This window comes from Bordetella tumbae (assembly GCF_965139195.1).
In the GTDB taxonomy this organism is placed as follows: Bacteria; Pseudomonadota; Gammaproteobacteria; order Burkholderiales; family Burkholderiaceae_B; genus Bordetella_A; species Bordetella_A tumbae.
Genome location: NZ_CBCSJH010000004.1, coordinates 1 through 21,468 on the forward strand (window position 1 = coordinate 1; position 21,468 = coordinate 21,468).

Genomic DNA, 21,468 nt, shown 5'->3' on the forward strand with positions numbered 1-21,468 from the left:
GCACGGATTTAGTCCGCGCAGCGGACCGAGGCCCCTGGTCATGGGCCGAGTCCGTGCGATAGGCCCGGCACCACGCCCAGGCACGCGACAGGGACGCCTCCATAGAGACAATCACGAACAGCAAACGCCCACAACACCAACAGCGATAAAAAATGCCCCCACGCTGCCCCTTTGGCTTGCTGCCCCCCAAGGGGGCGTTTTTATCTTGGGACGGCCCGGCGAGACAAAAAAAAGCTCCCGAAGGAGCTTGGAAGAGCCAGACAGGCGCAGCAGTCCTGCCTGGCGGGGGAAAAGGGAGTCTTAGTCGTTGATGTCCACGTCTTTGGTTTCGCGAACAAACAAGGTGCCGATGACCAGCGTCATGACGGCGATGATGATCGGATACCACAAGCCGTCGTAGATGTTGCCTGTCGCAGCCACGATCGCAAAAGCAACCGGGGGCAAGAAGCCGCCGAACCAGCCATTACCGATGTGATACGGCAAGCTCATCGAGGTGTAGCGGATGCGGGTGGGGAACATTTCGACCAGCATGGCGGCAATCGGCCCGTACACCATGGTCACGAAGATCACCAGAATGGTCAGCAGGACTACCACCATGACCTTGTTGATTTGTGCCGGGTCCGCCTTGGCTGGGTAGCCGTGGCTGCGGATCGCGTTGGTCAGGGCGGTTTTCAGCTCGGCAGACTTGGCCTTGAACTCATCCGCAGACATGTTCTTGCCTTCGAAGGAAGGAAACTCGTCATTGCCGATTTTGACCTTGGCTACGGTGCCGGCAGGGGCTGCCTGGTTAGCGTAGTTCACTGAGTTGCCCGCCAGGAACGACTTGACCACGTCGCATGAACTCGTGAATGACGAGGTGCCCACCGGATTGAACTGGAATGAGCAAGTGGCCGGGTCTGCAATCACGGTGACCGGTGCCGATGCCTGAGCTTTTTCGAGCGCTGGGTTGGCAAAGTGCGTCAGGCCCTGAAAGATCGGGAAATAGGTCACGGCAGCGATCAAGCAGCCCGCCATGATGATGGGCTTGCGGCCGATGCGGTCAGACAGCGAGCCGAAGATCAGGAAGAACGGCGTGCCGATCAACAGGGCCAGGGCGATCAGGATGTTGGCGGTGTTGGCGTCGACCTGCAGCGTCTTGGTCAAGAAGAACAAGGCATAGAACTGGCCGGTGTACCACACCACGGCTTGACCGGCAGTCAGGCCCAGCAGTGCGATGATCACGACTTTCAGGTTTTTCCATTGGCCGAAAGACTCGGTCAGAGGCGCTTTGGAGCCGCGGCCTTCTTCTTTCATGCGTTTGAAGGTCGGTGACTCATTGAGCTGCATCCGGATCCACACCGATATGCCCAGCAGCACCACAGAGATCAGGAACGGAATGCGCCAGCCCCAGGCTTTGAAGGACTCTTCGTCCATGATGCCGCGCACGCCCATGATGACCAGCAGGGACAGGAACAAGCCCAGCGTGGCCGTCGTCTGGATCCAGGCGGTGTAGGCGCCGCGACGGCCTTGGGGGGCGTGTTCGGCCACGTAGGTAGCTGCGCCGCCGTATTCGCCGCCCAACGCCAAGCCTTGCAGCAGCCGCAGCACGATCAGAATTGCGGGGGCGGTGATGCCGATGCTGGCATAGCTGGGGAGCACACCCACGAGGAACGTGGACAGGCCCATGATGACGATGGTGACTAGAAAGGTGTACTTACGGCCGACCAGGTCGCCCAGACGGCCAAAGACCAGGGCGCCAAAGGGCCGTACCGCAAAGCCTGCCGCAAAAGCCAGCAAGGCGAAGATGAACGCCGCTGTGGGATTTACCCCTGAGAAGAAGTGGCCCGCAATGATGGCCGCAAGCGACCCATACAGATAAAAGTCGTACCACTCGAATACCGTGCCTAGCGACGACGCGAAGATCACGCGCCGTTCGTCTTTGGTCATCGGGCGCGGGCCCGTGGATGGGCCTGGGCTGGCCATCGATGCTGTGCTCATGATGTCTCCTCGTTTTGGATCGGTGGTGATCCACCGTGCCGGCTCGTGTCCGGTATGTTCCGGTATTCGGGCTAGTAAGAAGGTAGAAAACGAGGCTGACGGGGTTCTGACGGGATACTTACTTGAATCTTAATTTTGAAACAAAACGTGTTTTTTTGGTGTTTTTCCCAGCGTTTTTACCCGATCCGGGTCTGTTCATCAGGGATATCCCTAGACCGGAAAATCAGCGTTTTCCTGCCTACCGTGTAAGGGAAACAACACACGGATGCATGCGCCGGGCAGATCCGAGTGAGCGGTGCCCTCAAGGATTTGCACTTGTGCGTGATGTTTTTGAGAAATCTCACGCACAATGGCCAGCCCGAGGCCGCTGCCTTCAGCTTGGGTCCCCAGCACGCGATAAAAACGGTCAAAGACGCGTTCGCGTTCTTCGGGGGGGATGCCTGGACCGGAGTCCTCGACTTCCAGGATGGCATGTGTGGTGCTGCTGCTGACACGGACGGTGATATGCCCGCCCGATGGGGTATAGCGCAGCGCGTTGTCCACCAGATTATTGAGCAGCTCGGCGAGCAAGATATCGTTGCCGTCGATCATGACTGGCGTGTCTGTGCCTTCAAATCCTAAATCGGTATTGAGCGAGAGCGCTTGGTGCACCCATTGCAAGGTCTGCTCATGCGCGATGGCATTCAGGTCGGCGGGTACCAATTCGACTGAATGGGGGTTTTCGGCGCGCGCCAGTAATAGCAGCTGATTCACGAGGCGAGTGGCGCGTTCCGAGCCCATGATCAGTTGACGCAGACTCGCCTGCATTTCGTCGGGGCTGGCGTCTCGCAGGGCTAACTCGGCCTGAGTACGCAGGCCCGCCAAGGGCGTCTTTAACTGATGCGCGGCGTCAGCGACAAAACGTCGTTGCGCCTGTACGTTCGAGGACAGACGATCCAGCAATTCATTCATGGCGCCGACCAGAGGTGCGATTTCCGACGGGGCAGCGCCCTCGTCGATGGGCGACAGATCGTCGGGGCGGCGAGCTCTCAGGCGCTGTTGCAGGGCGTTGAGAGGAGCGACGCCTCGTGACAGGCCGAACCACACCAGCAGCACCGCGACGGGCAGCACGATGAATTGCGGAATGATGACGCCTTTGATGATGTCATTGGTTAATTCGGTCCGCTTTTCCATGGTTTCGGCGACCACGAGCAGCACGGGCTGAGTTTGCGGGATGTGCAGGTCGACCCAGGTGTAGGCCAGCCGTACGCCGAACCCGCGCAACGTGTCTTCGGCATATAGGACAGTGCCGGGCTGTGGCGGTCCGAGATCGGGGGGCAACGGCAGGCCTTTATCCCCGCCCAGCACCTCGCCGTGACTGCCCTGGGCCAGCCAGAATACGCTGTCGGTCTCACCGGGATGCAGCACGTCGCGCACAGAATCATTGATTTGCAGGACGGCGCGTCCGCCCTGCGCATGTACATGGCGCGACAGAATATGCAGGTTCTGCGCCAGCGCTCGATCGTAAGGGACGTTGGCGATGTTCTGCGCCACCACGTAGGTGATGGCCACGCTCATTGGCCACAGCAGGAACAGGGGAGCCAGCATCCAGTCGAGGATTTCTCCCAGCAACGATCGCTGGGGGGGCGCAAAGCTGGGGCCTTTCGCCCCGCCGCGCATGGCGTCCAGGGCTTCTTGGTTCAGCGACTCGTGCGCAGCTGGCTCAGTGGGTGAGGTGGCTGGCGGCACCTTGGTCCCGTTCAAGGCAATAACCCAGGCCGCGTACCGTGATGATTTTGACTCCGCTAGGCTCGAGTTTTTTACGCAGCCGATGCACATAGACCTCGATGGCGTTGGTGCTGACCTCTTCGCCCCATTCGCACAGGTGGTCGACGAGCTGGGTTTTGCTGACCATGCGGCCACTGCGGGTCAGCAAGATCTCCAGCAGGCTGACTTCGCGTGCGGATAAATCCAATGTCTGCTCATCGACCAGTGCGACACGCCCCGTCTGGTCAAACACCAGGCGGCCATGGCGCAATAATGTGGCTCCGCCGCCAGCACCGCGCCGTGTCAGGGCGCGCACACGGGCCTCCAGCTCGGATAGGGCGAACGGTTTGGCCATGTAATCGTCAGCGCCCAGATCCAGCCCTTTGACGCGTTGCTCGACACTATCGGCCGCTGTCAGGATCAGGACCGGCATCGCCGAGTTGCGCGCACGCAACCTGCGCAGGACCTCGAGTCCGGTGAGTTGAGGGAGTCCCAGGTCTAAAATGAGCAGGTCAAAAGGCTGGGCGGCGAGGGCGGAGTCGGCGGCGGCGCCGTCACTGACGGCGTCAACGGCGTAACCATTGTGGCGCAATGAGCGGGACAGGCCATCGGCCAGGATGCTGTCGTCTTCGGCGATAAGGATGCGCATGCAGTGAAAGCGGGGCAAAAGCCGTTAAGGGCGCGCGACACCGGGTGGTGTTCGTGCGCAGGCATTCTGGCACAGCATCGGCTGATTGCCCATCCTGGGAATCCCTGGAAAAATATGGCACACTGGATTTATATACAGTACAATCGAATGCAATAATCGCCGCTTCGACGTGCAGCGCTTTGCCGCACGTTAAACCTCACAGCGTCAACATCATTTAGCCACGGGAAACCACATGGACGACAAAACCAGCAAAGCAGCCGCCTCGGAAAAGGCCAAGGCGCTGGCCGCCGCGCTTTCGCAAATCGAAAAGCAGTTTGGCAAGGGCTCGATCATGCGTTACGGCGATAACGAAGTCGAACACGACATCCAGGTCGTGTCGACGGGCTCGCTGGGGCTTGATATCGCGTTGGGCGTGGGTGGCTTGCCGCGTGGGCGCGTGATCGAGATCTACGGCCCTGAATCGTCGGGCAAGACCACGCTCACGCTGCAGGTCATCGCAGAAATGCAAAAAATCGGCGGCACCTGCGCATTCGTCGACGCAGAACACGCACTCGACGTGCAGTACGCCTCGAAACTGGGCGTCAACCTCACCGATCTGCTGATTTCGCAGCCCGATACCGGCGAGCAGGCCCTGGAAATCACAGACGCGCTGGTGCGTTCGGGTTCGGTGGATCTGATCGTGATCGACTCGGTCGCCGCGTTGGTGCCCAAGGCCGAAATCGAAGGTGAAATGGGCGATTCGCTGCCCGGTCTGCAGGCTCGCCTGATGAGCCAGGCGCTGCGCAAGCTGACCGCTACCATCAAGCGCACCAACTGCATGGTCATCTTCATCAACCAGATCCGGATGAAGATCGGCGTCATGTTCGGCAACCCGGAAACGACTACCGGCGGTAACGCCCTCAAGTTCTATTCCTCTGTGCGCCTGGACATCCGCCGCATCGGCTCCATCAAAAAAGCCGAAGAAGTCGTCGGTAACGAAACGCGCGTCAAAGTCGTTAAAAACAAGGTCTCGCCTCCATTCAAGCAGGCCGAGTTCGACATCATGTATGGCGCCGGCATCTCGCGCGAGGGCGAAATCATCGACCTGGGCGTGCAAGCGGGCGTGGTCGACAAATCCGGCGCCTGGTACAGCTACAACGGCACCCGCATTGGTCAGGGCAAGGACAATGTCCGTGAATACCTGAAAGAGCGTCCCCAACTCGCCATCGAGATCGAGAACAAGGTGCGTGAAAACCAAGGCATCGTCAGCCGTGCTGCGACATTCCCGGCTAGTGAGGCCGAGACTACCGACGCAGAATGATTCGTCAGCGGGGTTCTTCGTGGCCACGTCGCGGCTCGTCTTCACGCGAGCCTGACGACGGAGGATTTGAGACGATGAACCGCTCTCGTGCGGACAGCGGTGGCGAAAATCGCCGAGTGCTGTCTGCACAAGAAGACGATTTCGAAACCCAAGGCAAACTCCCGGCTCGGGATAATGATTTCGAGACATTGAGCAAGCCCAAACCGCGTGGACCTAGCCTAAAGGCCCGCGCGGTGGGTTATCTGTCGCGTCGCGAATACGCGCGCAATGAGTTGGCGCGCAAGCTCCAGCCTTATGCCGAAGACGCTTCCGACATCGAGCCGGTGCTCGATGCACTGGAAAAAGAGGGCTGGTTATCTACCGAGCGATTTGCGCAGAGCCTGGTGCATCGTCGTGCCGGGCGGCAGGGCACGGCACGCATTGTGCAGGAATTGCGTCAGCACGGCGTAGCCGAGGATCAGGTCGCGCAACTGCGCGATGACCTGCGCGCCACCGAATATCAGCGTGCGCTCGAGGTTTGGCGCAAGCGTTTTTCCGCCAAACCCGTCGATCGTAACGAGTACGCCAAACAGGCCCGCTTTCTGGCTGGCCGAGGGTTCGCTCATGATGTGATTCGGCGTCTATTGGGCGACGAGCGTGACGATGATTGATCAAGAGCGGCTCAGTTTTTCTTGACCTAAGGCCCCAAAAATCGGTGAGGCATTCATACGTTCTTATCCCAAGCTACCGGCAAAACGCCGTGCGTAGTCTTCACGTTTGAATGCCTCGATCACGAAGTCGATGAAGACTCGCGTCTTGCTCGGGAGCAGGTCGCGACTCGCATAGTAGAGCGAGATTGCGCCCGCATCGGCCCACCAGCGCGGCAAAACTCGCACAAGCTCCCCCGACTCCAATCCTGCTAGAACATCAGGGACGGCCAGCATGGCGACCCCCAAGCCTAGCTGCACCGACTCCCTCAGCGCGGCAGGGTCGTTGACCACTAAAGTTTCGCGCATCAATGCGGCAACCTGATCACCTTGCGCGTCGCGCATGTTCCAGGTACGGATGCGGCCCGACTTAAGTGAACGCATGACGATTCCATCCAGCTCAATCAGCCCGGATGGGTCAACCGGTGCTGTGCGCCGGGCCAGATAGGCAGGAGATGCGACGGCGATGATATGCGCTGGTGCCAATGTCCGGGCGACCATGCCGGGCGCGAGCTCGAAGCCACCACCAATAGCGGCGTCGTAGCCTTCGGCGATCAGGTCCACCGCGCGGTTCTCGAAATGCCACTCGGGCTTGATACGAGGGTAGCGCTGCAAGAAGTCCGGCAGTAGCGGCAAAATGTGGCTCATCCCGATGGTTGGCGGCAGGCTGATCTTGAGCACACCCGCAGGCTGTCCGTCGTCTGCCGATACTGAGGCAATGGCGTTTTGCAAAGACTCCAGATTGCCGCCGATCGCGCTCAGGAACGCCTCACCCGCCTCGGTCAGCGTCAGTTTGCGGGTTGAACGATGGAATAGCCGTACTTTTAGGTTGCGCTCCAGCATGGCCACGTTCCGGCTTACTGCTGCCGGAGTTAGCGCCAACCGCCGCGCCGCAGCCGAAAAGCTACCGCTCTCGGCACTGCGCACGAATGACTCCAAGTTGGCCAAGGTTTCCATTCGTGGATATTAAACTAATGCTTGAAGATGATTCAAGCTATATAGCACTAATCAAGAGGAAATAAGTGGGCGAAAGTGGCCCTACTTGTAGGGTCTAGGGTAAAGAGCGTTCTGCGCCGCTCTTGGAACAGGAGAAGATGCCGTGCCGAAAATTATTCAGATGCAGTCCCCCGGCGGTCCGGCCGTCCTGCAGATCATCCCCAGTGATCTGCGGGCGCTACGTGCTGGGGAGGTTCAGATCACCCAAGACGCGATTGGTCTCAATTTTGTCGATACCATGATACGGAGGGGGCAGTATCCAATGACGATGCCGGCGGTCCCTGGTTTCGAAGCAGCGGGGACAGTCACCGCGATAGGACCCGACGTGAGTGGGATGTCGGTCGGCGACCGTGTCGCCTACTTCTTCGCCGAGGGGGCATACGCTACCGAGAGGGTGATTTCAACGGCACCGTTGGTCCACCTGCCTAGCGACATCACCAATGAGGTCGCAGCGACTTTTTTGGCCAAGGGCGGAACGGCCTGGATGGGGCTTCGTGGCCTCTATGATCTCAAATCGACTGATGTGGCGCTGGTGCTCGGCGCATCAGGAAGCGTGGGCTCAATTCTTTCCCGTTGGGCAAAATCGCTCGGCGCGACGGTCATTGGTATAGCTGGGTCTCCGAACAAGCTCTCCAAGGTAACCGCTGGCAGCACCTACGCGTTCCACTCGCAAGATCCCGACATCGCGGCGAATATCCGCGCGATCGCGCCGGATGGGGTGGATGTGGTTTACGATTTCGTAGGGCAGGCGATGTTTGATTTGGGCGCTGCAAGCGTCCGCGATGGCGGTGTCATAGCAGCTATCGGCTATGCGTCGGGCCAAGCATCGACAAACCGACCAGATTTCGCTCGACGAGCCATCGCAGTTCGAAGTGGCGGTTCCCCTCAATATGTGCGTGGCCAGGCGGTCGGCATTGCGACCAACGAGCTATGGGCCGCAGTGCGTTCCGGCATTTTCGACGACCTCAAAACCGCTCGCTATCGGTTCGATGAGATTACGCGTGCACACGACGACATGGACAGTCGACGCTTGACCGGGCTGCCGGTTCTGATCACGTAGGCCAGGCATTAAATCATTGCTTGAAGATGATCCAAGTCATTTGATACTAATCAACAAGCAATAAAAGCGCGAAAGTCACTCCACCGAATCCTCGGCATTTAAACGGAGTGACCCATGAACGACATAACTTCTACCCAATCGCTTCCGCTGGTCGGCAAGACGGCCTTCGTCACCGGTGGTTCTCGCTCAATCGGAGCGGCCATCGCTAAGCAACTCGCTGCCGACGGCGCCCAAGTCGCCTTCACCTACCGCGGCTCGCCTGACGCGGCCAAGCAAACAATCGCGGACATCGAGTCGGCCGGCGGCCGCGCGCTGGCCATCGTAGCCGATGCTGCGGATCCGGACGCCGTGCGCGCGGCTATCACCAAGACGGTCGAGACATTTGGTGGCCTGGACATTCTGGTGAACAACGCCGGAATCGCGTCGGCGAGCCCGATCGACCAGATTACATTCGAGGACTATCAGTCGATGCTCGCGGTCAACGTCACGGGCGTTTTCGTTGCCACGCAGGAAGCCATACGCCACATGAAGGAAGGTGGCCGAATCGTGCACATCGGAAGTTCGGCGACGAAGTATGCCGGCGTGCCCGGTCTCTCGGTGTATGGACTGACAAAGGGAGCCATCACTGGCTTCAACCGCAGCTTGGCATACGACCTGGGTTCGCGTGGCATCACCGTCAACACCGTGCACCCCGGGCCCGTAGACACGGACATGAATCCGGTCGATAGCGAGTGGGCCAAGTTGCTCATCCCCGGTATCGCGGTGGGCCGTTACGGCAAGCCGAATGAAATCGCCAGCGTCGTGGCGTTTCTCGCCAGTCCACAGGCCTCCTATGTCACGGGCGCCGACATCCTGGTCGACGGCGGTTTCACGTCTTGAGCGTCTCTGGAGTGGGCTCGTTGGCCCGCTCCACACGACTGCAAAGCCGATCTTCGTCATCAGACATAACTTCATCTTCGGTCGAGGACATTCATCATGAACACGCCGCTTCCTTCCATCGGCATCATCGGTGCGGGTCATATCGGCGCGGCATTCGCGCGCGCGCTGGCACGCTGCAGTATCCCGGCCGTCCTGTCGAACAGCCGCGGGCCGGAGAGTCTGCAAGCGCTGGTACAGAGCATTGGTCTCAGCATACGCGCCGGCACACGAGAGGAAGCGGCCGCGCAGGCCATCGTGTTGGTCGCGGTGAACTGGTCGAAGTTGCCAGGTGCCCTGGCCGGGCTGCCGGATTTCGAGGGGCGCATTGTTATCGATGCTAATAATCCGATCGAGGCACCGCTGTTCAAGCCCATCGACCTTCATGGCCGCACATCGAGCCAGTCATTCGCCGATCTGGTACCGGGCGCGCGCGTTGTGAAGGCGTTCAATCATCTACGTCCCCAACTGCTCTTCGCCGATCCAGCGGAGCGCGGAGGGCGACGCGTTCTGTTCTTTGCTGGCGACGATGCCCATGCCAAGGCGCAGGTCAGTGCGTTGATCGATCAGTTGGGCTTCGCGGGTATCGATCTTGGCACGCTGGCCGTGGGTGGACGCATGACGCAGTTCCCAGGTGGGCCGCTGCCCTCGCTAGAACTGGTGCAGTTTGGTTGACAACCGCGCCCCAATCCTTGGGGCAGCAAGCCGAAGGCGCAGCGTGGGGGTATTATTTTTTGATCCATTCAGACTTTCACTGACCGTATCCCATCCAGGGTTTTAAAGCACGTCTCTCGTGCGATTGCCAGGAAATCATTAATGTAAGGCGCGTCGATGTCCTCGGTGCGTACGGCTGCGTACAACGTACGCCATACTCCTTGCGGACCCAGGTGGCACAACCGCAGCCAGCCTTGATGCAAATATTCTGTCAGTGCCCAATTAGGCAGTGCAGTCACTCCGCGGTTGCTGGCGACGAGTTGCACAATGATGGGGGTCAGTTCTGCCTTGCGTACCGCGGCCGGCTCCACGTCGGCGGGATCCAGAAATGTCGTAAAGACATCCAGCCGTTGCCGATCCACAGGATAAGTGATGAGGATCTGATCAGCCAATTGTTCGGGCGCGATATGTTTGCTGGCAGCCAAAGGATGCGACTCGGATACAGCCAATACCAGCTCGTATTTGAATAAGGGCAGGTATTCCACCGCTTCGAGTTGCTGTGGATCCGAGGTAATCACCAGATCCAGATCCCCCCGTACCAGCGCGGGCAGGGGGGCAAACGAAAACGCGGCCGACAGATCCAGCGCGACATCCGGCCATTGGCCTCGAAATGCGTCCATGCTCGGCATGAGCCATTGAAAACATGAATGGCAATCGATCGCCAGATGCAGCCGCCCCGTGCGGCCCGCCGCCAGCCGCTGCAACTCCCGTTCGGTGGCTCGGATTTGCGGCAAGACTTCATCGGCCAGCGCCAGCACCCGCAGCCCCGCTGTTGTCAGGCGAGCCGGGCGGGTACGGCGATTGAGCAAAGGGGTACCCAGACGGGTTTCCAGATCCCGCAGTTGATGAGATAGCGCCGACTGCGTCAGGTGCAGTCGATCGGCGGCTTCTTGCAGACTGCCTCCGTCGCGGATCGCCGAGAGGGTTTCTAGATGACGGATTTCGAGCATGGATCAGGCGTATCAGGGGAGGGTGGATAAAAAATATGAGCGTAGCGAGGTTGCGGATGGACCAACATGAATCACACTCAATTTATTTATATGAGAAATTTTCAATAAATGTATGTTGAGATTGATTTTGACGCAAATTAAGTTAAAGGCAGAATAGCATCAGAGTTGAATGAAATTTGTTGAATCGGATATTTATATGACCATAATTCATAATTTGGGCTTTCCCCGTATTGGCGCGCAGCGTGAGCTCAAGCGCGCGGTCGAGGCCTATTGGGCAGGCAAGCAGGCCGCAGGGGATCTAGCGCAAACAGGCCGCGAGCTGCGTGCCGCGCATTGGCAGCGCCAGGCGTCGACGGGCGTTCAATTCGTGCCGGTAGGCGATTTCGCGTGGTATGACCATGTCCTGGAATGGACCACGCTGCTGGGCGCGGTGCCGGCGCGTTTTGGCCAGGCCGATGATCAGCCTGTGACGCTGGATACGCTGTTTCGCATGGGGCGCGGGCGCGCGCCATCGGGCACGCCTACCGCGGCCTGCGAAATGACCAAATGGTTCGATACCAACTATCACTACATCGTGCCGGAACTGGTTCCCGGCCAGACATTCCGCATCGCGCGTGAGTATCTATTCGATCAGGTCAAGGAAGCTCAAGCCCTCGGCCATCAAGTCAAGCCCGTCATTCCGGGCCCATTGACCTGGCTGTGGCTGGGCAAGGGCGATGCGTTTACCGATGGGACCGGAGACGCTGCCAAACTGCAATTGCTGGACGCGCTGCTGCCGGTCTATGCCGAGGTATTGGCGCGCCTGGCACAGCAGGGCGTGCAATGGGTGCAAATCGACGAGCCGATTCTTGTGCTGGATCTGCCGCAAGCCTGGCGTGACGCCTATCGCACGGTGTATGCGCGTCTGGCGCAGGCGCCTGTCCAACTGTTGCTGGCGACCTATTTTGGCGGTCTGCAGGACAATCAGGAAACTGCTTTGGCGTTGCCCGTTGCCGGCTTGCATATCGATCTGGTGCGCGCGCCTGATCAGTTGCAGTCCATCGCTGCCGCGCTGCGTCCAGACCAGGTGCTGTCTGCCGGCGTGATCGACGGCCGCAACATCTGGCGCACCGATTTGGATGCCGCGCTGGCCGCGTTGGCGCCGGTTCGCCAACAATTGGGGGATCGCCTGTGGCTGGCGCCGTCGTGTTCTTTGCTGCACGTACCGGTGGACTTGGCAAATGAAACAGATCTGGATGCCGAACTAAAAAGCTGGCTATCCTTTGCCGCGCAAAAGCTCGACGAGCTGAGTCTGCTCGGCCGGGCATTGGATCATGCCGAGACGGCTGAAGTCAGCTCGGCCTTGGCAACCCAGCGCGCCGCGCTCAAGGCACGCAGTGAATCGCCCCGCATTCACAATCCCGCTGTCATTCGCCGCATGACTGACGCCACCAAAGTCACCCGTGACCGTGCGCCGTTTGCAGACCGTATTGCACAGCAACAGCAGTTGCTGAAACTGCCCGCATTTCCGACGACCACTATTGGTTCGTTCCCGCAGACGGCCGAAATCCGCGCCTTGCGTCGTGACTGGAAGTCCGGCGTGCTGAGCGATGCCGCCTACGAGGCAGCGATCCGCAAGGAAATCGAGGCCGTCATCCGCTTTCAGGAAAAAATCGGCCTGGACGTGCTGGTGCACGGCGAGCCTGAGCGTAACGACATGGTCGAATATTTTGGCGAGCTGCTGGCCGGGTTTGCCTTTACCCGCAACGGTTGGGTGCAGAGCTATGGCTCGCGTTGCGTCAAGCCGCCGATCATTTTCGGTGACGTCGCTCGTCCTGCGCCGATGACCGTCGGCTGGTCCTCGTACGCGCAGTCGCTGACCGACAAACCCGTCAAGGGCATGCTGACCGGCCCGGTGACGATTCTGCAATGGTCGTTTGTGCGCGATGACCAACCTCGTGAGCAGACCTGCCGCCAGTTGGCGCTGGCGCTGCGCGACGAGGTCGTTGATCTCGAGGCGGCCGGCGTGCGAGTCATCCAGATCGACGAACCCGCCATCCGCGAGGGGCTACCGCTGCGTCGCGGCGACTGGCAGGCCTATCTGGATTGGGCGGTGGATTGCTTCCGCCTGTCGACTGCCGGCGTGGCAGCGGACACGCAGATTCACACTCACATGTGCTATGCCGAGTTCAATGACATCATCGAATCCATCGCCGCGATGGATGCCGACGTCATCACCATTGAGACCTCGCGGTCGAATATGGAGCTGCTGAAAGCCTTCGAGGATTTCCGTTATCCGAACGATATCGGCCCGGGTGTGTACGACATTCACTCGCCCAACGTGCCGGACGTGGACTGGATGGTCGGCCTGATGCGCAAGGCGGCGTCGCGCCTGCCGAGCGAGCGCCTTTGGGTCAATCCCGATTGCGGCCTGAAGACCCGCGCATGGCCGGAAACCGAGGCCGCGCTGGTGGGAATGGTTGAGGCGGCCCGCGCGCTGCGTGCGGCCTGATCCGTCCCGCTTTACACCCAGGAGGCCGGTAGCCCGGCCGCCCCTGGGAGCGTGGTGGGCGGGGGAGAGGGGAAGCGGCGTTTCCTCGAGCCCTGCGTTATACTTCCCTGGATTTGCTGCTTTGCGTCAAAGACTTTGAAGTGCAGGCCCCTTAATGCCCTTGCCACCGTCGACAGTTCCTCGCCATCCTTTGCACACGCGTTCCATACGCGTGCAGTCCTACGGGCGCGAGGATGGTTTGTGGGATATCGAAGCTGAGCTCATTGACTTCAAGTCCTATGATTTCCCCAAGAGCAACGGGGAATTTTTCAAAGCAGGCCGCCATATTCACCACATGCATCTGCGCATCACCATCGATGACGCGTTTACCATAGTGGCAGCCCAGGCGGCTTATGACGCGGCACCCTACGAACAGCACTGCATGGACATCGACGCCGCCTATGCGGGCTTGGTGGGCATGAACCTGCTCAAAGGGTTTCGGCGCCAGGTCAAGGAGCGCTTTGGTCGTACGGCAGGCTGTACGCACATGACCGAGCTTTCGCAGGTGCTGCCCACCGCGGCAGTCCAATCCATGGCCAACCGGCGGCGCCAGAACAGCAATCCGGATATCCGCCCATTTCAGCTGGATGGCTGTCATGCCTTGCGCACTGACGGCCCGGTGGTGCTTGAGCATTATCCCAAGTGGTACACCGGGGATAGCGCTGAGGCGTCAGCGGGCGCAAATTCCGATTCTCCCTCTTTTTCTCATTCGTCCTGACAGGTAACACATGAAAATCCACGAGTATCAAGGCAAGGAACTGCTAAAGCAATTTGGCGTGCCTGTGCCGCGCGGGATCCCCGCATTTTCCGTCGACGAGGCTGTGGCTGCCGCTGAAAAGCTGGGCGGACCGGTATGGGTCGTCAAGGCACAGATCCATGCTGGTGGCCGTGGCAAGGGCGGCGGCGTGAAGCTCGCCCGTTCGATTGACGACGTGCGCAAGCTGGCCGGCGAGATCCTGGGCATGCAATTGGTCACGCACCAGACCGGTCCGGAAGGCCAAAAGGTCAATCGCCTGTACATCGAAGACGGCGCCGACATTCAAAAGGAATACTACGTGTCGCTGGTCACTGACCGTGCCACGCAGAAAGTCGCCATCATCGCTTCCAGCGAAGGCGGCATGGACATCGAGGAAGTCGCTCACTCGACGCCCGAAAAAATCATTACTGAATACATCGACCCGCAAACCGGTCTGTCGCTCGAGCAAGCCAAGCAGGTCGCCCAGGCCATCGGCTTGACCGACGGCTCGGCCGACCAAGCCGCCGACGTGTTCCAGAAGCTCTACAAGTGCTACATGGACACCGACGCGTCGCTGGTCGAAATCAACCCGTTGAACCGTGACAGCAAGGGCAACATCATCGCCCTGGACGCCAAGTTCAACTTCGACCCGAACGCCTTGTTCCGTCACCCGGAAATCGTCGCCTACCGCGACCTGGACGAAGAAGATCCCGCAGAAGTCGAAGCCAGCAAGTTCGACCTGGCCTACATCCAGCTCGACGGCAACATCGGCTGCCTGGTCAATGGTGCTGGCCTGGCCATGGCGACCATGGACACCATCAAGCTGTTTGGCGGTGAGCCGGCCAACTTCCTGGACGTTGGCGGCGGCGCGACCGCTGAAAAGGTCACCGAAGCCTTCAAGATCATGCTCAAGAACAAGGGCGTGCAGGCCATTCTGGTCAACATCTTCGGCGGTATCATGCGCTGCGACGTCATCGCCGAAGGCGTGATCGCTGCTTGCAAGGCCGTCAACCTCAACGTACCGCTGGTCGTCCGCATGAAGGGCACCAACGAAGAACTGGGCAAGAAAATGCTGGCCGACTCGGGGCTGCCCATCATCAGCGCCGACACCATGGCCGAAGCGGCCACCCGCGTCGTAGCCGCCGTTAAATAAATTGCCAAGGATTCACAAATGTCGATTCTGATCAACAAGGACACCAAAGTCATCACCCAGGGCATCACGGGCAAGACGGGCCAGTTCCACACCCGTATGTGCCGTGAATACGCCAATGGCAAAGCCGCCTTCGTGGCCGGCGTCAACCCCAAGCGTGCCGGCGAGGACTTCGAAGGCGTGCCCATTTTCGGTAGCGTGAAAGACGCCAAGAGCGAAACCGGCGCCACCGTTTCGGTCATCTACGTGCCGCCCGCCGGCGCTGCCGCCGCCATCTGGGAAGCCGTCGAGGCCGAACTGGATCTGGTCATCTGCATCACCGAAGGCATCCCGGTCCGTGACATGCTGGAAGTCAAAAACCGCATGAAGGCCATGAACAGCAAGACCCTGCTGTTGGGCCCGAACTGCCCCGGCCTGATCACCCCCGATGAAATCAAGATCGGCATCATGCCCGGTCACATTCACCGCAAGGGCCGCATCGGTATCGTCAGCCGCTCCGGCACGCTGACGTACGAAGCTGTCGGTCAAGTCACCGAACTGGGCTTGGGCCAATCCAGCGCCGTCGGTATCGGTGGCGACCCCATCAACGGCCTGAAGCACGTCGATGTGCTCAAGCTGTTCAACGACGATCCCGATACCGACGCCGTCATCATGATCGGTGAAATCGGTGGTCCGGACGAAGTCAACGCCGCACAATGGGCGAAAGACAACATGAAGAAACCCGTGGTCGGCTTCATCGCCGGCGTCACGGCGCCTCCGGGAAAACGCATGGGCCACGCCGGTGCGTTGATCTCGGGCGGTGCCGACACGGCGGATGCCAAACTCGAAGTCATGGAAGCATGCGGTATCCGTACCACGCGCAACCCCTCCGAGATGGGCAAACTGCTGAAGTCCGTGCTGTAACAGCCTGACGTTTCGCAGTGTAAAAAGCCCGCCTGGTTTGGCGGGCTTTTTACCGTCGGGGCGTCGATGGTGTTGTCGCACCCGTTTTGCAAAATATAATAACGAGCCGGTATTACGCGTACACCCCTATAAAAATCGTCAGGCGCCAAGAGCGCTCGGCATCCGGCAACGGCCACTCCCCAGCTCGCAACTACCAAGATGGCCGCGACCCGTACGCAACAAACAAAAGCATCAACTCACACCTAGGGGATCGCTAGGAAAGAGAGGAATGGAACTTACATCAGCAGCATTTTGGATTGCCCTACTACAGATTATTTGGGTCAACATCCTGTTATCCGGCGATAACGCCGTAGTGATTGCACTCGCCGCGCGCTCACTGCCCGCAGAGCAGCAAAAAAAGGCGATCACGATCGGTTCAGCGGCCGCGATCATCATGCGTATCGTGTTGACGCTGGTTGCCGCCAAGCTCCTGTTGCTGCCGTGGCTCAAGCTCATCGGCGCACTGTTGTTGGTCTATATCGGTGTGACACTCCTGTTGCCCGAGGGCGACGAGGACGGTGATGGCAAGCAGCATGGCACCTTGCTGTCGGCGATTCGCACCATCATGATTGCCGACTTGGTGATGAGCCTGGACAACGTCGTGGCGGTTGCCGCCGCTGCAATGGGCGATACCACCCTGCTGGTCGTAGGGTTGGCCATCAGCATCCCGTTGGTTATCTTTGGTAGCACCTTGTTATTGAAGGTGATTGAGCGTTTCCCGTTGATCGTCTGGGTCGGAGCGGCACTGCTCGGCTTCATTGCTGGCGAGCTGTTGGTAGGCGACCCTGCCTTGCACGATTCCGTGATCCGTATTGACAGCGCCTTGGGCCTGACTGAGCATCAGTTGGCATTGATCTCCGGTGTCGTGGGTGCAGCCCTGGTTTTGCTGATTGGGAAAATTTTACTTTCTCGACGCCAGGTACTGACACAAAGCTGAACTACAATACGCGTTTTGGCACGACGACTGCCGCGTTTTGACGCGGCAGTTTTTTGCCGCCGGGCCGCTTCAAGGCAAATGCTCCCGTGGGGGGTAGCAAGCCGAAGGTGCGGCGTGGGGGCTTTTTTCCCGCCAAGTCATCACAGGCAACGAGTCCCAAGCACAGGGACCAAGCCGCAGGCGCATCGGGGAAGGTGTCGACGTGGGGCTGGTAACGTCCGATTCATGATCAGCCGTTGCCATCCAAATTGTCATTCCGAGGGGGATCGCAAGTGTTAGAGTTTCTACAAACAATAAGCTGGGCTGCAGTATTCCAAATCATTCTTATCGACATCCTGTTGGGTGGCGATAATGCCGTCGTGATTGCGCTGGCTTGCCGCAATCTGGCGCCCAAACAACGCATGCAGGGGATTTTGTGGGGTACGGCCGGTGCAATCATCCTGCGCGTCGTGCTCATCGCATTCGCCCTGACGCTTCTGGCCATCCCCTTCCTCAAGGTCGTGGGCGGTCTGCTTCTGGTCTGGATCGGCGTCAAACTCCTCATTCCCGAGGACGACGGACACGACAACATCAAGGGCAGCACCTCTATTGCCGCTGCCGTGAAAACCATCATCGTGGCCGACTTTGTCATGAGCCTCGATAACGTCATCGCCATTGCCGGCGCCGCGCAGAACGCGCACGAAGGCCACCAAATTGGTCTGGTGGTATTTGGCCTGGTCGTCAGTGTGCCTATCATCATCTGGGGCAGCACCCTCGTGCTCAAGCTGATTGACCGCTATCCTTTGGTCATTACATTGGGCGCCGCATTGCTGGGCTGGATCGCTGGCGGCATGGTAGTTACCGACGTTGTTGTCGAAAATCAATTCGGCCCTCAGCCTACTGCGGTTAAAATCGCTGCAGAAGTCATCGGCGCATTGATTGTTGTGGGTCTTGGGCGGTGGCTTGCTAGCCGTAAAACTGCCTCCAAGGAATCTACTCATGAGTCTGCGTAAAAGCGACAACCCCGAATCCGGCCTGAGCCTGCTGCAAGGCCTGGCAATACTGGCCATCATCGGGGTGATCGCCACGGTGATCTTTTCCAGCCTGGGCAATTAACCTGCCCGTGTCTGCACCGCAACGCCTCGTTATCGCGACCCGCGCCAGCCGGCTTGCCCTGTGGCAAGCCGAGCATGTGCGCGATCGGTTGCGCGCTGTCTACCCCAATTGTTCCGTCGAATTGCTGACGCTGACCACACGGGGCGACCAGATACTGGATCGCACCTTGTCCAAAGTCGGCGGCAAAGGGCTCTTTGTCAAAGAGCTCGAAACGGCCTTGCTCGATGGGCGGGCCGATTTGGCGGTTCATTCACTCAAAGACGTCCCGGTCGACTTGCAGGCGCCATTCGAATTGTGCGCTGTGCTCGAGCGAGCCGACCCTCGCGACGCTTTTGTTTCCAATGACTATGCGACCTTGGCCGACCTGCCGGCTGGGGCCGTCGTTGGCACCTCCAGCCTGCGGCGGGAGTCGCAGATCCGGCAACGCTATCCTCATCTGCAGATCAAGCCGTTGCGTGGCAATCTGGATACCCGCCTGGGCAAACTCGATCAGGGCGATTACGCCGCGATCGTGCTGGCTGCGGCCGGTCTGCAACGCCTGGATCTGGGTCACCGCATCCGCAGCCTGCTGGATCCTGTCGACAGCCTGCCGGCAGCCGGGCAGGGCGCGCTAGGCATTGAAATCCGCGACGATCGTGATGATCTGCGTGCCTGGCTGGCTCCTCTCGTGTGCGCGCGCACCACGGCTTGCGTGTTGGCCGAGCGTGCTGTCTCACGGACGCTGGGCGGTTCATGCCAAGTCCCTCTGGCGGCGTATGCCGTACTCGACGGCGATAACGTCGAGCTTCGAGCATTGGTGGCCTCTCCCGATGGCAAACAAGTGATTCATTTCCAACAGACCGGGCCAGTGGCGCAGGCCGAGCAGATCGGCGAAGCCGTCGCTCAGGCCTTGCTCTCCAAGGGCGCGGCCGCCATTCTGGCTGCCTTGCAAGACACGTCTGCCGTCTGAGGCTGGCTCATGCCAGTTTGTTGTGAGGTACGTCCGGATTCAAGGCTGAGCTTGGCAGCAGCGTATAGCTGCTGGAGCCAGCTTCCGGGATACATACAGGGGTGTCTATGTCGCGTATCGCCATTCTGACTCGCCCTGCCGGCCGTAACGACGCGTTGGCGCAGGCGCTCGGCGCTGCCGGTTGGCAGGCGCTGGACCTGCCTGCCCTGGAACTGCGCTCCTTGCCGGTTACCGCGACAGATCTGCCTTTGCCGCAAGACTTCGATCTAGTCATCTTTGTCAGCGGCCATGCGGCGCGGACGTATTTGAAGCAACTGCGGGACTTGGCGGGGCAGACCGACTGGCCCGCTGCCGTCGCAGCCGCAACGGTGGGACCGGCGAGCGCGCGTGCGTTGCGCGAAACGCCAGGTTTTTGCGCCAATACAACAGTATTCTGTCCGCCGCCCGATGCGTCTACCCATGATTCTGAAGCCCTGTGGCAGGTCTTGCGTGCGCAAGACCGCCTGCCCAACAGGGTGTTATTGGTACGCGGCACCCAGGGCCGGGATTGGCTGGCCGATCAACTGGAGGCCATGGGGACGCGGGTACGGCGGCATGCCGCTTATGAACGCCAGCCGGCCAACTGGCCGTCGTCTGCGGTCGAGCAACTGCGAAAATGGGCGCAAAAGAGGGAAAAAGCGACGTGGCTGCTGACGAGCGGCGAAGGACTGACCGCCGTCCAATCCCATATCGATGAGACTGGTCTCGCCGATTGGTGGTACGCCTGCGACTTTATCGTGACCCATCCCACACTGGCGCGGCGGCTGCAGCAAGGCCTCGCTGGCAAGGTCACGGACGCAATGGTAAAAATCTGCTTGCCGGCCGATGATGCGATCCTCGCGGCCTTTGTTGCGGCTTGAATCGAAGTTTTGGCATTTCACCGAATACAATCGCGTCATGACAGACCAGACACCTGACACTGCACCTGCCGTCAATTCGGCAGTTCCGGGCGCAGCTTCGCCCACCAAACCGGCATCCGCCCCGGTTAAAAAGTCGTCCCGTGGGGCAGGCTTATTGGGCGCGGCGCTGATTATCGTGCTCCTAGTGGCCGTCGGCCTGGGGTGGGCGCTATGGCTGCAGCGCAAGCAAGCCGACGCGGCCGGCCGTGAAATAGCGACTCGTTTGGCCACATTGGAAGACGCCGTCGCGCAAGGCCGCAAAGACGCGCGCGAAGCCTTGACCCTCATTCAAGGGCAAAGTGGCCAGGTACGCAGCCTGGAAGCACAAGCCCAAGAAGCCAAGACCCGCTACAACGATTTGCAGCAAGCCTGGGAAACCTTCAGCGGCGGTGCGACAGACGAGATCCTCGCCAACGACGTCGAGCGCCTCTTGGTGCTGGCGAATCAGCAATTGCGCTTGGCAGGCAATGTCAACAACGCCATCGTCGCGCTGGAAACAGCGCAGACACGCCTGGCACAGGCGGCTCGTCCGCTTTTCGCCGGTCTGCAACAAAGCATCAACGGCGATATCGATCGCCTCAGGGCCGTTGCGACCGTCGATATTCCAGCGCAAACCGCGCGCATCGATCGTTTGGCGGGCCTGATTTCCAAGGCGCCTTTGCTAGTCCCCGATGCCGCAGCCCCTGGTGCCTCGAGTGATACGCAACCCAAACCGGCGACCGCGCCGATCCAGTCTCAGGCCGATGATCCTCGCCATCAATTGCCCGCAGATGCCGCGTGGTGGGAGCGTTGGCGTGCCGAGATCGCATCCTGGCCAGGCCGGGCCGGCAGCACCTTGACGCATGAGCTCGGTGACCTGATCAGCGTGCAGCGCGTCGATCAGCCGGCTGCATTGTTGCTGTCCTCCGAGCAAGCCGAACAGGTACGTGGCGCCTTGCGTCAACGCCTGATGACGGCGCAATTGGCCATGCTGATGCGTCAACCCGAGGTCTGGAAAAACGAACTCGCCAACGTCGAGAACGTGCTCAGCATTTACTACGACGGCCGTGCCGTGGATACTCAGTCGGCGTTGCGTTTGACGCATGAACTGCAGAACATCGATATCGCAGTGCGTTTGCCAGATGTCGGTGACAGTCTGGCCAGCGTAGCCGCCTTGCGCGCCGCTGGGTTTGATTCGCCAGCCAAACAGGACTAACGC

Annotated in this window: 19 protein-coding genes; 14 read left to right on the forward strand and 5 right to left on the reverse strand. The window is 59.9% G+C overall.

The window, feature by feature from the left end:
• Positions 1 to 300: 300 nt before the first annotated feature.
• The 3 genes from ACNA0J_RS06875 to ACNA0J_RS06885 all read right to left on the reverse strand — a co-directional run bounded on the left by ACNA0J_RS06875 (position 301) and on the right by ACNA0J_RS06885 (position 4,372).
• A complete protein-coding gene (locus ACNA0J_RS06875) occupies positions 301 to 1,977 on the reverse strand; it encodes an MFS transporter (protein WP_415817774.1) in 1,677 nt (558 codons plus the stop codon).
• Positions 1,978 to 2,187: 210 nt separating this feature from the next.
• Positions 2,188 to 3,564, reverse strand: coding sequence for a sensor histidine kinase (locus tag ACNA0J_RS06880; protein ID WP_415818202.1), 1,377 nt, complete (start codon positions 3,562 to 3,564; stop codon positions 2,188 to 2,190).
• Positions 3,565 to 3,679: 115 nt separating this feature from the next.
• On the reverse strand, positions 3,680 to 4,372 hold the full coding sequence (locus ACNA0J_RS06885; RefSeq protein ID WP_415817776.1) for a response regulator: 693 nt from the start codon (positions 4,370 to 4,372) through the stop codon (positions 3,680 to 3,682).
• A 232-nt stretch (positions 4,373 to 4,604) separates the two neighbouring features.
• Here ACNA0J_RS06885 and recA point away from each other — a divergent pair, with 232 nt between their 5' ends.
• The gene (gene recA / locus ACNA0J_RS06890; RefSeq protein ID WP_415817778.1) at positions 4,605 to 5,672 is read left to right on the forward strand and encodes a recombinase RecA; all 1,068 of its coding nucleotides are present in this window, start codon (positions 4,605 to 4,607) and stop codon (positions 5,670 to 5,672) included.
• A 74-nt stretch (positions 5,673 to 5,746) separates the two neighbouring features.
• Entirely contained in the window at positions 5,747 to 6,322 is a 576-nt protein-coding gene (gene recX / locus ACNA0J_RS06895) for a recombination regulator RecX (RefSeq protein WP_415817780.1), read from the forward strand.
• Positions 6,323 to 6,385: 63 nt separating this feature from the next.
• Here the strand turns inward: recX and ACNA0J_RS06900 are convergent, their stop codons facing one another.
• Entirely contained in the window at positions 6,386 to 7,315 is a 930-nt protein-coding gene (locus ACNA0J_RS06900) for a LysR family transcriptional regulator (protein WP_415817782.1), read from the reverse strand.
• A 142-nt stretch (positions 7,316 to 7,457) separates the two neighbouring features.
• Between ACNA0J_RS06900 and ACNA0J_RS06905 the strand changes: the two genes are divergently transcribed.
• From ACNA0J_RS06905 to ACNA0J_RS06915, 3 genes are all read left to right on the forward strand, one after another.
• Positions 7,458 to 8,414 carry a zinc-binding dehydrogenase gene (locus ACNA0J_RS06905; protein WP_415817784.1) on the forward strand — a complete coding sequence of 319 codons (957 nt, stop codon included), beginning with the start codon at positions 7,458 to 7,460 and terminating at the stop codon, positions 8,412 to 8,414.
• 114 nt (positions 8,415 to 8,528) lie between these two features.
• Complete coding sequence (locus tag ACNA0J_RS06910) at positions 8,529 to 9,293, forward strand: 3-oxoacyl-ACP reductase family protein (protein WP_415817786.1); 765 nt, start codon at positions 8,529 to 8,531, stop codon at positions 9,291 to 9,293.
• Positions 9,294 to 9,389: 96 nt separating this feature from the next.
• Positions 9,390 to 10,004, forward strand: coding sequence for an NADPH-dependent F420 reductase (locus tag ACNA0J_RS06915; protein ID WP_415817788.1), 615 nt, complete (start codon positions 9,390 to 9,392; stop codon positions 10,002 to 10,004).
• 68 nt (positions 10,005 to 10,072) lie between these two features.
• On the opposite strand, the gene ACNA0J_RS06920 is transcribed toward ACNA0J_RS06915, so the two are convergent.
• Positions 10,073 to 10,993: a LysR family transcriptional regulator gene (locus ACNA0J_RS06920; protein WP_415817790.1), complete on the reverse strand. Its 921-nt coding sequence runs from the start codon at positions 10,991 to 10,993 to the stop codon at positions 10,073 to 10,075.
• A gap of 196 nt (positions 10,994 to 11,189) precedes the next feature.
• On the opposite strand from ACNA0J_RS06920, the gene metE reads away from it, so the two are divergent.
• From metE to ACNA0J_RS06965, 9 genes are all read left to right on the forward strand, one after another.
• A complete protein-coding gene (metE, locus tag ACNA0J_RS06925) occupies positions 11,190 to 13,484 on the forward strand; it encodes a 5-methyltetrahydropteroyltriglutamate--homocysteine S-methyltransferase (protein WP_415817792.1) in 2,295 nt (764 codons plus the stop codon).
• A gap of 154 nt (positions 13,485 to 13,638) precedes the next feature.
• Positions 13,639 to 14,241 carry a DUF2889 domain-containing protein gene (locus ACNA0J_RS06930; protein ID WP_415817794.1) on the forward strand — a complete coding sequence of 201 codons (603 nt, stop codon included), beginning with the start codon at positions 13,639 to 13,641 and terminating at the stop codon, positions 14,239 to 14,241.
• Between the two features lie 10 nt (positions 14,242 to 14,251).
• Positions 14,252 to 15,412 (forward strand): ADP-forming succinate--CoA ligase subunit beta, encoded by a 1,161-nt coding sequence (gene sucC, locus ACNA0J_RS06935; RefSeq protein ID WP_415817796.1) that lies wholly within the window; start codon positions 14,252 to 14,254, stop codon positions 15,410 to 15,412.
• Between the two features lie 18 nt (positions 15,413 to 15,430).
• Positions 15,431 to 16,312 carry a succinate--CoA ligase subunit alpha gene (gene sucD / locus ACNA0J_RS06940; RefSeq protein ID WP_415806536.1) on the forward strand — a complete coding sequence of 294 codons (882 nt, stop codon included), beginning with the start codon at positions 15,431 to 15,433 and terminating at the stop codon, positions 16,310 to 16,312.
• A gap of 268 nt (positions 16,313 to 16,580) precedes the next feature.
• The gene (locus tag ACNA0J_RS06945) at positions 16,581 to 17,288 is read left to right on the forward strand and encodes a TerC family protein (protein ID WP_415817798.1); all 708 of its coding nucleotides are present in this window, start codon (positions 16,581 to 16,583) and stop codon (positions 17,286 to 17,288) included.
• A 272-nt stretch (positions 17,289 to 17,560) separates the two neighbouring features.
• The gene (locus tag ACNA0J_RS06950) at positions 17,561 to 18,280 is read left to right on the forward strand and encodes a TerC family protein (protein ID WP_415817800.1); all 720 of its coding nucleotides are present in this window, start codon (positions 17,561 to 17,563) and stop codon (positions 18,278 to 18,280) included.
• A 110-nt stretch (positions 18,281 to 18,390) separates the two neighbouring features.
• On the forward strand, positions 18,391 to 19,332 hold the full coding sequence (hemC, locus tag ACNA0J_RS06955) for a hydroxymethylbilane synthase (RefSeq protein ID WP_415817802.1): 942 nt from the start codon (positions 18,391 to 18,393) through the stop codon (positions 19,330 to 19,332).
• Between the two features lie 107 nt (positions 19,333 to 19,439).
• Positions 19,440 to 20,231 carry a uroporphyrinogen-III synthase gene (locus tag ACNA0J_RS06960; protein WP_415817804.1) on the forward strand — a complete coding sequence of 264 codons (792 nt, stop codon included), beginning with the start codon at positions 19,440 to 19,442 and terminating at the stop codon, positions 20,229 to 20,231.
• A 37-nt stretch (positions 20,232 to 20,268) separates the two neighbouring features.
• On the forward strand, positions 20,269 to 21,465 hold the full coding sequence (locus ACNA0J_RS06965) for a uroporphyrinogen-III C-methyltransferase (RefSeq protein WP_415817806.1): 1,197 nt from the start codon (positions 20,269 to 20,271) through the stop codon (positions 21,463 to 21,465).
• Positions 21,466 to 21,468 lie beyond the last annotated feature (3 nt).